Here is a 12,672-nt window from a genome sequence, read left to right as displayed (position 1 = left end):
GTGTGATGACGCGTTCAGTGGAAAAAGAAAAGGGTGTGTCGGGGCACTCGGGCAGACGGCGGTGCGGGCTTCGATAATCGCGGCTTGTTCCATTCGACCGACCCGCTGCCATGATCGAAGCCGCACCTTCCAAGCTCCTGAATCCGTTGGCGCCGCTGCGGCTCACCAGCTTCTCGCATGGGGGCGGCTGCGGCTGCAAGATCGCGCCGGGCGTGCTGTCGCAGATCCTCAAGAACCATGCGGGCGGGCTGATTCCGCCCGAGCTCATGGTCGGCATCGAGACCGCCGACGACGCGGCAGTCTACCGGCTCAACGACGAGCAGGCGCTGATCGCCACCACCGATTTCTTCATGCCCATCGTGGACGACCCCTACGAGTTCGGCCGCATCGCCGCGACCAACGCGATCAGCGACGTCTACGCGATGGGCGGGCGACCGATCATGGCGCTGGCGCTGGTCGCCATGCCGATCAACCAGCTGCCGGTGGAAGTCATCGCCGAGATCGTGCGCGGCGGGCAGGACGTGTGCCGCGCGGCCGGCATTCCCATTGCGGGCGGCCACACCATCGATTCGGTCGAGCCGATCTACGGGCTGGTCGCGATGGGGCTGGTGCACCCCAAGCGCGTGCGGCGCAACGCCGATGCGCAGGCGGGCGACGTGCTGGTGCTGGGCAAGCCGCTGGGCGTGGGCGTGCTGTCGGCGGCGCTCAAGAAGCAGCAGCTGTCCGAGGCCGGCTACCGCCAGCTGATCGAGAACACGACCAAGCTCAACACGCCCGGCATCGCGCTGTCGGCGCTCGACGGCGTGCATGCGCTGACCGACGTCACCGGCTTCGGCCTGGCCGGCCACGCGCTCGAACTCGCGCGCGGCGCGGGGCTCGCGGCGGTGGTCGAATGGTCGCGCGTGCCGCTGCTCGACAACGTGATCGCCATGGCCGGCGGCGGGCTGGTCACCGGCGCGTCGGGCCGCAACTGGGCGGGCTACGGCGCCGACGTACAACTGCACGAGGGCCTGCCGGCCACCGCGCAGGCGCTCCTGACCGACCCGCAGACCTCGGGCGGCCTGCTCGTGAGCTGCGCGCCCGAGGCGGTCGAGGCGGTGCTGGAGATCTTCCGCAACGAAGGCTTCAGGCAGGCGGCGGTCATCGGCCGCGTGGAAGCTGGCGCGCCGGGCCTCGTCGTGCTGCCCTGAGCCGGGGCCTCGCCGGGCGGGTGGGGTCGTCATCGACACGCGCTCCTTCGTTTTTTTCGCATCGTGCGACAGGTCCGCGCAGCGGGCAACACCTGGCGGCCCTTTCCAATAACCCTTGAGTCCGCCGGTGCCGGTAGGCGTCGGCTATCGTTCGCGCCATGAACGCTTCCCTTCGCCTTGGCTGGCGCACGCTCTGGCGCGACCTGCGCGCCGGCGAGCTGCGCCTCTTGATCGTGGCCGTGGTGCTGGCCGTGGCCGCGCTCACGGCGGTCGGCTTCTTCGCCGACCGATTGCAGGGCGGGCTGCAGCGCGATGCGCGCCAGCTGCTGGGCGGCGACGCGGTGGTCGTGAGCGACAACCCGACGCCCGAAACTTTCATTGCACAGGCGAAGTCGCTGGGCCTTGCGGGCACCGGCACCTTCGGCTTTCCCACCATGGCGCGGGCCGAGGACGCCCAGGGCGGCGCCAGCAAGCTCGTGGCCCTGAAGGCCGTGACGCCGGGCTACCCGCTGCGCGGCAACCTGCAGACGGCCACCACGGCCGAGGGCGCAGGCACGGTGACGCGCGACGTGCCGGCGTCGGGCGAGGTCTGGGTCGATGCCTCGCTGCTCGACTCGTTGGGCCTGAAGGTCGGCGACACGCTGCTGCTGGGCGACACCGGCCTGCGCGTGGGCCGCGTGATCACGCTCGAGCCGGATCGGGGCGCGGGCTTCATGAGTTTTTCGCCGCGCGTGATGCTCAACCAGGCCGACGTGGCGCGCACCGGTCTCGTGCAGCCGGCCAGCCGCGTGGGCTACCGCTACGCCGTGGCGGGCGACGACGCCGCCGTGAAGCGCTTCACCGAATGGGCCGACGCCACCATCAAGAAGGGCGAGCTGCGCGGCGTGCGGCTCGACTCCTTCGAGGGCGGCCGACCCGAGATGCGCCAGACGCTGGACCGCGCCGAGAAATTCCTGAGCCTGGTCGCGCTGCTTGCGGCGCTGCTGTCGGCCGTGGCCGTGGCGCTGGCCGCGCGCGGCTTCGCGGCCAGCCACCTGGACGACTGCGCCATGCTGCGCGTGCTGGGCCAGAGCCAGCGCACCATCGCCGCGGCCTACGCCTTCGAGTTCGCCGTGATCGGCACCGTGGCCAGCGCGATCGGCGTGGCCATCGGTTTCGCCGTGCACTACGTGTTCGTGCTGCTGCTGGCCGGGCTGGTCGAGACCGCCTTGCCCGCCGCCACGCTGTGGCCCGTGGCCTTCGGCCTGGGCATGGGGCTCACGCTGCTGTTCGCCTTCGGCCTGCCGCCGGTGCTGCAGCTGGCGCGCGTGCCGCCGCTGCGTGTGATCCGTCGCGACGTGGGCGGGCTCAAGCCTGCATCGCTCGCCGTGCTCGGTATCGGCGTGGCGGGCTTCGCGGCGCTGCTGATGGCGGCCAGCAGCGACCTCAAGCTGGGCCTCATTGCGGTCGGCGGCTTTGCCGGCGCCGTGGCCGTATTCGCGCTGCTGAGCTGGCTCGCCGTGAAGGTGCTGCGCCGCAGTGTCAGCGAGACCACCGCGCCGCGCTGGCTGGTGCTGGCCACGCGGCAGATCTCGGCGCGCCCGGCCTACGCCGTGGTGCAGGTCAGCGCGCTGGCCGTGGGCCTGCTGGCGCTGGTGCTGCTCGTGCTGCTGCGCACCGACCTCGTGGCGAGCTGGCGCAAGGCCACGCCGCCCGATGCGCCCAACCGCTTCGTCATCAACGTGATGCCCGAGCAGAGCGAGGCGTTCCAGAAGTCGCTGCGCGACGCGGGCGTTGGCAAGTTCGACTGGTACCCGATGATCCGCGGCCGGCTGGTGGCGATCAACGACAAGCCCGTGACGCCCGACGACTACACCGAGGACCGCGCCAAGCGCCTGGTGGACCGCGAGTTCAACCTGAGCAACAGCACTGAGGCGCCCGCGCACAACAGCGTCACCGCCGGCGCCTGGACGCCCGAGGCGAAGAACGAGGTGAGCGTGGAAGAAGGCCTGGCCGAGACGCTGGGCCTGAAGCTGGGCGACACCTTGCGCTTCGACATCGGCGGCATGCAGAACGACGCGCGCATCACCTCGCTGCGCAAGGTCGACTGGGGCTCGCTGCACGCCAACTTCTTCGTGATGTACACCGTGGCCTCGCTGGCCGACGTGCCCGTGACCTACATGGGCGCCTTCCGCGCGCCCGAGACGCGCGGCTTCGACAACGCGCTGGTGCGCAGCTTTCCCAACGTGACCAACGTCGACATGAGCGCCACCATCAACCAGGTGCAGCGCGTGCTCGACCAGGTGGTGCGCGCGGTCGAGTTTTTGTTCGGCTTCACGCTGGCGGCCGGGCTGGTGGTGCTGTTCGCCGCCGTCACCGCCACGCGCGAGGAACGTGCGCGCGAGTTCGCCGTGATGCGCGCCGTGGGCGCGCGCGCCAGCCTGCTGCGGCAGGTGCAGCGCGCCGAGCTCGTGGGCGTCGGCCTGCTCGCGGGCTTCCTGGCGAGCATCGTGGCTTCGGTGATCGGCTGGGGGCTGGCGCGCTACGTGTTCGAGTTCACCTGGACCGCGTCGCCGCTCGTGCCGGTGGCCGGCGCGCTGGCCGGTGCGGTGCTCGCGCTGGCGGCGGGGTGGTGGGGCCTGCGCGATGTGCTGCGCCGGCCGGTGGTCGACACGCTGCGCCGCGCGGCCGAGTAGGGCCGCGCAGGCCCGTACAGTTTTTTTCTTCCGCGATCGGCAGGACGGGGCCGGGGATGCAATACATTCCCCGGCCCCGTATTCAATTCAGAAGAGAAATTCCTGCATGCGCTTGGCGTCATTCCAGATCACCAACTATCGCTCGATCCACGACAGCGGCTCCATCGATTCCTCCCAGATCACAGCGATCCTCGGCCGAAATGACAGCGGCAAGTCGAACCTGCTGCGCGCGTTGCACAGCCTGAACCCGACCGACGGGCTCACGGCACTCAGCCCCATCAAGGACTTCCCCCGGCACCGCCGCCTGGACGAATGCACCGACGACACCCCCGTCGTGCACACGCGCTGGGACCTCGACTCTTCCGAACAGCTGGCGCTCGCTGCCATCCTGCCGCGCGCAGCGGGCGTGCGCCAGGTCACGGCCGGCCGCGGCTACGGCGCCACGCGCACGACCGGCTTCGAGGGCCTGGGCCCGCTGTCGATCGACGTGAGCGACATCAAGGCCAAGGTGCGCAAGATCGTGCCCGCCGTGAAGGCCGCGGCCGAGAAGGTCGCCGACGAGTTGAAGGCCGCGCTCGAACAGGAGGCCGACGCCTTCGACGCCGCCATGATCCCGAGCCCCGACTTCGTCAAGTGGTCGGCCGGCGCGCTGCTGGCGCTGCAGGCGCTGCGCCAGGCACTGGCCACGGCCGGCGCCGAGATCGCCGACAAGCAGGCGCAGATGCTGACCGAGCTCGAGGAGCTGGCGCGCACGATCGACAACGACCAGCCCGCGCTGGCCCGCGCCCGCGCCTGGGTGCTGGAGAAACTGCCGCGCTTCATCTACGTCGAGGACTACGCCTCGCTGCCCGGCCGCCAGAACATCGCCGAATACCTCACGCGCAAGGGCTGGGGCGAGCGCACGGCGGGCGAGCGCAATTTCGAGAAGCTGTGCCAGGTGGCGGGGCTCGACCCGCAGCAGCTGCAGGACCTGCTGGCGAAGAACGACCTGGCGACGCGCAATCAGTTGGTGAACCGGGCGGGCTCGGTCGTCACGTCGGAAATCCGCCGCGTGTGGAAAGACCGCGAACTCAAGGTCCGCTTCAACCTCGACGGGCAGCACCTGGAGACGCTGGTGTCCGACCCCAACGCCGCCTACGAGGTGGAAGTGAACCTCGACGAACGCAGCCGCGGCTTCCAGTGGTTCTTCTCGTTCTACGTCGCGTTCTTCGCGGACACGAAGGGCGCGGCCGATGCGATCCTGCTGCTGGACGAGCCCGGCCTGCACCTGCACGCGCATTCGCAGGCCGATCTGCTGGCGCATCTGGAGCACGACTTCGCCAACCAGATCCTCTACACGACGCACTCGCCGTTCATGGTACCGACCCACCGGCTCGACGCGGTGCGCACGGCCCGCATGAGCGAGGCCGCCGGCACGACGGTGAGCAACAAGGCCGAGGGCGATGTGCGCACGCTGTATCCGTTGCAGGTGGCGCTGGCGCTGAGCCGGATGGAGCGCGAGCCTGTGAAGACGCCGCCCAAGGAGAGTGCCCCGCAGGCCGAGGCGTTGCCCGCCGAGCCACGCGTCGTCGCTGAAGCTGCTGCTTGATCCGGCCCGGCACCCGCGTCAGCGCGCGGTGCCTTGCGGGAATTCCTGCCCCATCGTGCTGACATCGTGAAGCGAGAGGATGGGCGCGAACATGATGTCGCGCCGGTCCGTCGAGCGCTTCATGCTGAAGTACTGCGCCTGTCTTCCTGGTCCAGTTCAGCGAACACCTCATCCGAAGGCCGGAACTGGTTCTGTTCGATTTCGGAACTGCCGTGCTCCAAGGCTTTCAAGAGCGCGGGTGTTTCTTCGTGTTCTTCGCAGGAGCGGGCTGAAAGCGGCTGCACGACCTCTGCGGCATGACTCTCGGGATCATCGGTGGATTTGACCTGCATGGAAGAACTCATTGCGCGTCCCGTCGGTGCCGTGGATCAGACGGATTGTGGTCCGAATCGGTTCTAGCTCGTGTGTGCGTCTGAGCCATCGTCCCTGAACATGTGCTCACCCGCAAAATCGACGAACGCCCGCACCTTCGGCGACAGCTGCCGGCTCGACGGCCACAGCGCCGAGAACTGCCCCTGCCGCACGAGGTGCGCGGCGAGCACGCGCTGCAGCTCGCCGCGGCGCAGCGCGTCGCGCGCCAGGAAGTCGGGCATGTACGCAATGCCCAGGCCCGCGACGGCGGCGCCCAGCATGGCTTCCATGTTGTTGCAGACCAGGCCCGGCGGCAGCTGGGGCGGCAGGCCGGGCAGGTCCCAGTCCTCGATCTTTCCGCCGGTCACGAACTTGTAGCGCAGGCAGCTGTGGTGGGCGAGGTCGGCCGGCACCTGCGGCACGCCGTGCCGTGCCAGGTAGGCCGGCGAGGCCGCGAGCACGAAGCTGAACGGGCCGAGGCGGCGCGCCACGAGCTGCGAATCGACCAGCTCGCCGCTGCGGATGGCCACGTCGACACCCTCGGCCACCACGTCGACCAGCCGGTCGTTGAAGTCGAGGTCGAGCTCGATCTCGGGAAAGCGCGCCTTGAACGCCGGCAGGATCGGCAGCAGAAAGCGGTAGCCGATGGTCGGCAGGCTCACGCGCAGGCGGCCACGCGGCGTGGCGACGGCGTCCTGCAGCATGGCGCGCGCATCGCCGAGCTCGTCGAGGATGCGGCGGCAGCGCTCATGGAACATCGCGCCCTCGGCCGTGAGCCGCACCTGCCGCGTGGTGCGGTGGAACAGCCGCACGCCCATCTGCGCCTCGAGCCGCGCGACGTTCTTGCCCACGGCCGAGGCCGAGATGCCCAGGTCGCGGCCCGCCCGCGCGAAGCTCTGCAGGTCGGCCGCCCGCACGAAGGATTCGAGTCCGCTGAAGCTGTCCATGGGCTTGATTGGCAACCTGGGGTTGGCAGTGTGAGGAGCTGAGGGCCCATTTTCGTTTCATTGAATCCTTTTTATCTTCGCTTCACGCATTTCCCTTTTCCTTCTCCCGCGTGAAAGCCCTCCCGATGTCCTCCTCCGATTCCAACAAGGCCTGGCTGCTCGCCGCCGTCTGCCTGGCCGCGCTCGGCATGCCGCTGAGCTTCACCGGCCCGGCCGTGGTGCTGCCCGCGATCCGCGACGCGCTGGGCGGCACGCCGGTGCAGCTCAACTGGGTCACCAACGCCTTCATGCTGAGCTTCGGCGCCACGCTGATGGCGGCCGGCGCGCTGGCCGATGCGTACGGGCGCAAGCGCGTCTTCCTGCTGGGGCTGGCGGTGGTGGCGCTGAGCAGCGCGCTGCTGACGCTGGCGCCGGGCATCGTCGCCTTCGACCTCGCGCGCGCCGTGCAGGGGCTGGGTTCGGCGGCGGCCTTCGCGGCGGGCACGGCGGCGCTGGCGCAGGTGTTCGACGGGCCGGCGCGGCTGCGGGCGTTCAGCCTCATCGGCACCTCGTTCGGCGTGGGGCTGTCGTGCGGATCGATCCTCTCGGGCTGGCTGGCCGACACCGTCGGCTGGCACGCCGTGATGCTCAGCCCCGGCGCCGTGAGCCTCGTCGCGCTGTGCCTGGCCGCGCCGCGCATGCGCGAGTCGCGCAACCCGCAGGCGATGGGGCTGGACGTGCCGGGCACGCTCAGCTTCACGGCCGCGCTGAGCCTGCTCACGCTGGGCGTGCTGCAGGCGCCCGACAGCGGCTGGGCCAGCCCGTGGGTGCTGGCGGCGCTGGCCGGCGCGCTGGCCATGGGCACGGCCTTCATCGCCATCGAGCGACGCGTGGCGCATCCGATGCTCGACCTGTCGCTGTTCCGCTTTCCGCGCTTCGTCGGCGTGCAGCTGCTGGCTGCGGCGCCGGCCTACGGCTTTGTCGTGCTGCTGGTGCTGCTGCCGATCCGCTTCATCGGGCTCGAAGGTCGCAGCGCGCTGGAGGCGGGCGGCTTCATGTTCGCGCTGTCGGGGCCGATCCTCATCGTGCCGACGCTGGCGGCATGGCTCGCGCACCGCTTCTCGGCGGGCATGATCTCGGCGGTGGGTCTGCTGGTGTGCGCGGCGGGGCTCGTGTGGCTCGCCCGCTGCGCGCCGGGCACGCCCTTGCACGGCCTCGTGGGCCCGCTGCTGCTGATCGGTGCGGGCATCGGCTTGCCGTGGGGGCTGATGGACGGCCTGGCCGTGAGCGTGGTGCCGCGCGAGCGGGCGGGCATGGCGTCGGGCATCTTCAACACCGTGCGCGTCGCGGGGGAGGGCATTGCGCTGGCGCTGGTGGGGGCGGGGCTCACGGCACTCGTCGCGCTGCAGCTGAAGGCGTCGTCGTCGCCTTCGTCCGTGGCGGTGTCGCAGGCGGCGCAGCGCGTGGCGACGGGCGACCTGGCGCAGGCGCTGGCCTTGCTGCCGGGCATGGACCGCGCCGCGCTGCTGCACGCGTATGGCGCCGCGTTCGGGACGCTGTTGTGCGTGTTGGCCGGGGTGACGGTGTTGACGGCGGTGGTGGTGTTTGCATTCCTGCGCGGGGAGGCGCCGTCGCATCACCCGGAGGCGACGTTGGAGTGCCCGGTTTCCTGAGGCATTGCGGGCGCGGTGCTCAGCCCTGCGCGGTGTCTTGCTCGAAGAGACCGCGCAGCCACTGCGTGAACACCCGCACCCGCGACGACAACTGCCGGTTCTGCGGATACAGCACCGAGACCGGCATCGGCGGCGGCGCAAAGCCCGGCAGCACCGCCTGCAGGCGGCCGTCCGCCAACTCGGCCGCCACGCGGTAGCGCGGCACCTGCACCAGCCCGAGGCCCACGATGGCGGCGCCCGTGTACAGGTCGGCGCCTGTGACTGACACGGTGGCGGTCAGTTGCACGGGGCGCACTTGACCGTCGACCGTGAACTCGAGCGGCAGCGCCTTGCCCGTGCTGCTCGACACGTAGTGCACCGCGCGGTGCGAGGCCAGCGCCGCGAGGTCGGCGGGCTCGCCGTGCGCCGCGAGGTAGCTGGGGCTCGCCACCGTCACCTGCGGCAGCAGCGCCACGCGCTGCGCGACCAGCGACGAGTCCTGCAGCGGGCCGGCGCGCAGCACGCAGTCCACGCCTTCGCGCACCAGGTCGACCAGCCGGTCGTCCTCGCCGATGTGCAGCTGCAGGCCCGGATGGAGGGCGAGGAAGGCGGGCAGCGCCGGCACCACGAAGTGCCGCGCCAGCGTGCCCTGCAGGTTCACGCGCAGCAGGCCCTGGGGCGCCGCGTGGGTGAAGGCGCCTTCGGCCTCTTCCACGTCCGCCAGCAGCCGCACGCAGCGCTGGTAATGGGCCTCGCCGTCCTGCGTGAGGCGCACGGTGCGCGTGGTGCGCTCGAGCAGCCGGGCGCCCAGGCGCGATTCGAGCCGCTGGATCAGCGTGGTGAGGGTGGCGCGCGGAATCTGCAGGTCGTCCGAGGCCTGCGTGAAGCTCTGGCGCTCGGCGATGCGCACGAAGGCCTGCATTTCCTGGAAGCGGTCCATGGGGTCAGCCTTCGTGTCTATTGTTTAGGTAAATGGAATTTTATTGACGATTTGGCGCTGATTATCTTTTGGATGGAATGGCCGACCATTCGCTTCATCCACTCACCACTCCCAAGGAATCGCGCCATGAACACCGCCACTTCTTCTGCTCTTTCCACCCGCGTCGCCATCGTCACCGGCGCCTCGCGCGGCATCGGCGCCGCCATCGGCCGCCGGCTCGCCGCCGACGGTTTCGCCGTCGCCGTCAACTACGCCGCGGGCGCCGCGCCCGCCGAAGCGCTGGTCGCCGAACTGAAGGCCACCGGCGCCCGAGCCCTCGCGGTGCAGGCCGACGTGGCGAACGCTGAAGCGGTGCGCGCCATGTTCGACACTGTCGAAGCGCAGCTCGGCCCGGTCGACGTGCTGGTCAACAACGCCGGCGTGCTCCAGACCGCGCCGCTGGCCGCGCACAGCGACGCGCTCTACGACCAGACCTTCGACATCAACGTGCGCGGCACCTTCAACACCCTGCGCGAGGCCGCGACCCGGCTCGCCGAGGGCGGGCGCATCGTCAACTTCTCGAGCACCACGCTCGCGCTGCACATGCCGGGCTACGCGATCTACAACGCCACCAAGGCGGCGGTCGAGGCCTTCACGCACGTCTTCGCCAAGGAACTGCGCGGCCGACGCATCACGGTGAACGCCGTGGCGCCGGGCCCGGTCGCGACCTCGCTGTTCCTGGACGGCAAGACCGACGAACAGATCCAGGCCTTCGCCCAGATGCCGCCGCTGCAGCGCCTGGGGCAGCCGGAAGACATTGCCTCGGTGGTGTCGTTCCTGGCGGGGCCGGATGCGGGATGGGTCAACGGGCAGGTGCTGCGGGCCAACGGCGGCGTGGCCTGAGCGGTGGCTTCCCACGACATCCACGGAGCACGCACCATGCACCCGCCTTCACCCCACGCGGCCACCCCGCGCTTCTTCAGCCTCGCGTACACGGCGTTCACGGCCGCCGCGGCCGTGGTGGCCGCTGCCGCCTCGGCGATGGCGCTCGTGCTCGAACTGCCCGTGTGGGCGATGTTCGTCGGCTGGGTGGCGTTCTACACCCGCGGCGTCACCGCACGCGACGGCGTGTTCAACCTCGTCTGCGTGAGCCTGGGCCTGCTGATCGGCAAGGGCGCGGCCCTGGCCATTGCCGCGCTGGCCCCGATCGCGGGCGCCGCGGCGCTGCCGGTGGTGGTGCTGTTCGTGGCGCTCCTCGTGGTGTCGATGCGCAGCGTGCCGCGACTGAACAACCTGCTGTGCTACTTCCTCGGGCTGATCGCGTTCTTCGCGGTCCACCAGCCCCCTTCGCTGTCGCTGTTCGCCACGCTGGCCGGCGCGGCGGCACTCGGGTCGATGGCGGCGTGGGTGGCCCACCTGCTGCAGCGCCGCGTGCGCTGACCACCGGACTTTCCTTTCTTCCCTCTCACCTTCATTCAAGGGGTTCCCTCATGCAATCCGTCATCCTCGTCACTGGCGCCGGCTCCGGCATCGGCAAGCTCAGCGCGAAGGCGCTCGCCGAAGCGGGCCACATCGTCTATGCCTCCATGCGCGACATCGCGGGCCGCAACAAGGCGCGCGCGGCCGAGCTGCGTGCCCTGGCCGCGGCGCAGGGGCTTCAGCTGCATCCGATCGAACTCGATGTGCTGTCGCAGGCCTCCGCCGACGCCGCCGCGGCGACCATCGTCCAGGCGCAGGGCCGCCTCGATGTGGTGATGCAGAACGCGGGCCATCTCGTGGTCGGGCCGACCGAGGCCTTCACGCCGGAAGACATCACCCGGGTGTTCGACACCAACGTGCTCGGCGCCCAGCGCGTGAACCGCGCGGTGCTGCCGTACCTGCGCCAGCAGGAGTCGGGGCTGATGCTGTGGATCAGCAGCACGACCACCAAGGGCGGCTTTCCGCCGTTCATGGGCCCGTACGGCGCGGCCAAGGCGGCCATGGATTCGCTGGCCGTGACGCTGGCCTACGAGATCGCGCGCTTCGGCGTCGAGACCTCGATCGTCGTGCCGGGCGCGTTCACCCGGGGCACCGATCACTTCCCGAGCGCGGGCAAGCCCTCCGACGCGGCCATTGCCGCCGCCTACGGCCGCTACGACGGCGTGATGGACCGCATCGGCGAGCGCCTGTCCGCCCTCACGCCCGAGCACGCCGATCCGCAGGCCGTGGCCGACGACATCGTGCGCATCGTGGGCCTGCCGGCCGGCACGCGGCCGATGCGTTCGCTGATCGACTTCGTGGGCGACGGTGCGGCCGAGGTCTTCGAGGTGTCGGAACGCGTGCGCATCGACTTCGCCCGGCGTATCGGCATGGGCGACCTGCTCGAGGCGAAGGTCCGGCGCTGAGCGGGGCGCTGTCAACAAGAAGCGGTGGATCTTCCTGTCCAATAGCGGCATGGAACATTCACCGAACGACGTGACAGAGCGCCTGAACGACCTCGAGATCAAGTCGAGCTATGCCGAAGACCTGCTCGAGCAGCTGAACATGACGATCTACCGGCAACAGCAGCAGATCGACAGCCTGATCCTGCAGGTCGCGCAGCTGCGGCTGCAAAGCCAGAACGCAGGGCAGGACGGGGGCGCACGCAACCTGCGTGACGAACTCCCACCCCACTATTGATGAAGATCGGTCAGCCGTGCGCGTGCCAGAGCACGGCGAAGAAGTGGCAGGTGCTGCCCGCGAGCACGAACAGGTGCCACACCGAATGCGCGTAGCGCACCTTGTTGTCGAACAGGAACACAACAGCCCCGGCCGTGTAGAACAGCCCGCCGGCCACGAGCCACGCCAGCCCCGCCGATGACATGCGCTCGTACAGCGGCACCGCCGCCATCAGCGCCATCCAGCCCATCGCCACGTACAGGCCGGTGGACCACAGCGGGTGCCGCAGGCGGTTGAACAGCTTGGCGCTCACGCCCAGCACGGCGGCGGCGGTGATGGCGCCGAACAGCGTCCAGCCCCAGGGCCCGCGCAGCACGCCGAACAGGAAGGGCATGTAGCTGCCCGCAATGAACAGGTAGATGGCCGCGTGGTCGAGCCGGTTGAACCAGGCCTTGGCGCGGCCGATCGGCAGCGCGTGGTACAGCGTGGAGATCAGGTACAGCACGATGGCCGTGCCCGCGAAGAGCGAGGCGCCCACCACGGCCGCGGCCTGGCCCTTCTGGGCGGCGCTGTAGACCAGGATCGGCAGCGAGGCGATCGCCAGCAGCAGGCCCAGGCCGTGGCTCAGGGCGTTGAAGAGCTCTTCCATCGCGGTCTGGTCGCGCGCGGCGGTTTTCTTCGCGGTGGTGGAACGGGCGGGCTGCAGCTGCAGCGGCGGGCTATTCGTCATCAGG

12 protein-coding genes are annotated in these 12,672 nt (G+C 70.1%); 8 read left to right on the top strand and 4 right to left on the bottom strand.

The window, feature by feature from the left end; all coding sequences use genetic code 11:
• The first annotated feature begins 110 nt into the window (after nt 1-110).
• The 3 genes from selD to AC1RAA_RS13580 all read left to right on the top strand — a co-directional run bounded on the left by selD (nt 111) and on the right by AC1RAA_RS13580 (nt 5,453).
• Nucleotides 111-1,190, top strand: a complete 1,080-nt coding sequence (gene selD, locus AC1RAA_RS13590) for a selenide, water dikinase SelD (protein ID WP_492728747.1) — start codon at nt 111-113, stop codon at nt 1,188-1,190.
• 158 nt (nt 1,191-1,348) lie between these two features.
• Entirely contained in the window at nt 1,349-3,865 is a 2,517-nt protein-coding gene (locus tag AC1RAA_RS13585; RefSeq protein ID WP_492728749.1) for an ABC transporter permease, read from the top strand.
• 106 nt (nt 3,866-3,971) lie between these two features.
• On the top strand, nt 3,972-5,453 hold the full coding sequence (locus AC1RAA_RS13580) for an AAA family ATPase (protein WP_492728751.1): 1,482 nt from the start codon (nt 3,972-3,974) through the stop codon (nt 5,451-5,453).
• Between the two features lie 119 nt (nt 5,454-5,572).
• Here the strand turns inward: AC1RAA_RS13580 and AC1RAA_RS13575 are convergent, their stop codons facing one another.
• Nucleotides 5,573-5,785 (bottom strand): prevent-host-death protein, encoded by a 213-nt coding sequence (locus AC1RAA_RS13575; RefSeq protein WP_492728753.1) that lies wholly within the window; start codon nt 5,783-5,785, stop codon nt 5,573-5,575.
• 63 nt (nt 5,786-5,848) lie between these two features.
• Nucleotides 5,849-6,751 carry a LysR family transcriptional regulator gene (locus AC1RAA_RS13570; protein ID WP_492728755.1) on the bottom strand — a complete coding sequence of 301 codons (903 nt, stop codon included), beginning with the start codon at nt 6,749-6,751 and terminating at the stop codon, nt 5,849-5,851.
• Nucleotides 6,752-6,876: 125 nt separating this feature from the next.
• Here AC1RAA_RS13570 and AC1RAA_RS13565 point away from each other — a divergent pair, with 125 nt between their 5' ends.
• On the top strand, nt 6,877-8,403 hold the full coding sequence (locus tag AC1RAA_RS13565; RefSeq protein ID WP_492728757.1) for an MFS transporter: 1,527 nt from the start codon (nt 6,877-6,879) through the stop codon (nt 8,401-8,403).
• 19 nt (nt 8,404-8,422) lie between these two features.
• On the opposite strand, the gene AC1RAA_RS13560 is transcribed toward AC1RAA_RS13565, so the two are convergent.
• The gene (locus tag AC1RAA_RS13560; RefSeq protein WP_492728759.1) at nt 8,423-9,322 is read right to left on the bottom strand and encodes a LysR family transcriptional regulator; all 900 of its coding nucleotides are present in this window, start codon (nt 9,320-9,322) and stop codon (nt 8,423-8,425) included.
• A 126-nt stretch (nt 9,323-9,448) separates the two neighbouring features.
• Here AC1RAA_RS13560 and AC1RAA_RS13555 point away from each other — a divergent pair, with 126 nt between their 5' ends.
• Genes AC1RAA_RS13555 through AC1RAA_RS13540 form a run of 4 tightly spaced genes read left to right on the top strand, consistent with a single transcriptional unit; the run spans nt 9,449 to nt 11,959 of the window.
• Nucleotides 9,449-10,204: an SDR family oxidoreductase gene (locus tag AC1RAA_RS13555; protein WP_492728761.1), complete on the top strand. Its 756-nt coding sequence runs from the start codon at nt 9,449-9,451 to the stop codon at nt 10,202-10,204.
• Nucleotides 10,205-10,240: 36 nt separating this feature from the next.
• Nucleotides 10,241-10,741, top strand: coding sequence for a DUF1097 domain-containing protein (locus tag AC1RAA_RS13550; protein ID WP_492728763.1), 501 nt, complete (start codon nt 10,241-10,243; stop codon nt 10,739-10,741).
• 50 nt (nt 10,742-10,791) lie between these two features.
• Nucleotides 10,792-11,685, top strand: coding sequence for an SDR family NAD(P)-dependent oxidoreductase (locus AC1RAA_RS13545; RefSeq protein WP_492728765.1), 894 nt, complete (start codon nt 10,792-10,794; stop codon nt 11,683-11,685).
• Between the two features lie 49 nt (nt 11,686-11,734).
• Nucleotides 11,735-11,959 carry a SlyX family protein gene (locus AC1RAA_RS13540; RefSeq protein WP_062469081.1) on the top strand — a complete coding sequence of 75 codons (225 nt, stop codon included), beginning with the start codon at nt 11,735-11,737 and terminating at the stop codon, nt 11,957-11,959.
• Between the two features lie 10 nt (nt 11,960-11,969).
• Here AC1RAA_RS13540 and trhA read toward each other — a convergent pair whose 3' ends face one another.
• Entirely contained in the window at nt 11,970-12,668 is a 699-nt protein-coding gene (gene trhA, locus AC1RAA_RS13535) for a PAQR family membrane homeostasis protein TrhA (protein ID WP_492728767.1), read from the bottom strand.
• Between the last annotated feature and the right edge of the window lie 4 nt (nt 12,669-12,672).

The organism is Variovorax sp. GW823-FHT04F07 (assembly GCF_058795995.1).
The sequence above is the reverse complement of the archived record's forward strand: the minus strand, read 5'-3'. Positions and strand labels throughout refer to the sequence as shown.

Bases quoted from the DNA above. Each gene is read 5' to 3' on its own strand.
- AC1RAA_RS13585 (WP_492728749.1), top strand. From the start codon at position 1,349: ATGAACGCTTCCCTTCGCCTTGGCTGGCGCACGCTCTGGCGCGACCTG.
- AC1RAA_RS13570 (WP_492728755.1), bottom strand. From the start codon at position 6,751: ATGGACAGCTTCAGCGGACTCGAATCCTTCGTGCGGGCGGCCGACCTG.
- AC1RAA_RS13540 (WP_062469081.1), top strand. From the start codon at position 11,735: ATGGAACATTCACCGAACGACGTGACAGAGCGCCTGAACGACCTCGAG.
- AC1RAA_RS13560 (WP_492728759.1), bottom strand. From the start codon at position 9,322: ATGGACCGCTTCCAGGAAATGCAGGCCTTCGTGCGCATCGCCGAGCGC.
- AC1RAA_RS13550 (WP_492728763.1), top strand. From the start codon at position 10,241: ATGCACCCGCCTTCACCCCACGCGGCCACCCCGCGCTTCTTCAGCCTC.
- trhA (WP_492728767.1), bottom strand. From the start codon at position 12,668: ATGACGAATAGCCCGCCGCTGCAGCTGCAGCCCGCCCGTTCCACCACC.
- AC1RAA_RS13580 (WP_492728751.1), top strand. From the start codon at position 3,972: ATGCGCTTGGCGTCATTCCAGATCACCAACTATCGCTCGATCCACGAC.
- AC1RAA_RS13555 (WP_492728761.1), top strand. From the start codon at position 9,449: ATGAACACCGCCACTTCTTCTGCTCTTTCCACCCGCGTCGCCATCGTC.
- AC1RAA_RS13575 (WP_492728753.1), bottom strand. From the start codon at position 5,785: ATGCAGGTCAAATCCACCGATGATCCCGAGAGTCATGCCGCAGAGGTC.
- AC1RAA_RS13545 (WP_492728765.1), top strand. From the start codon at position 10,792: ATGCAATCCGTCATCCTCGTCACTGGCGCCGGCTCCGGCATCGGCAAG.
- AC1RAA_RS13565 (WP_492728757.1), top strand. From the start codon at position 6,877: ATGTCCTCCTCCGATTCCAACAAGGCCTGGCTGCTCGCCGCCGTCTGC.
- selD (WP_492728747.1), top strand. From the start codon at position 111: ATGATCGAAGCCGCACCTTCCAAGCTCCTGAATCCGTTGGCGCCGCTG.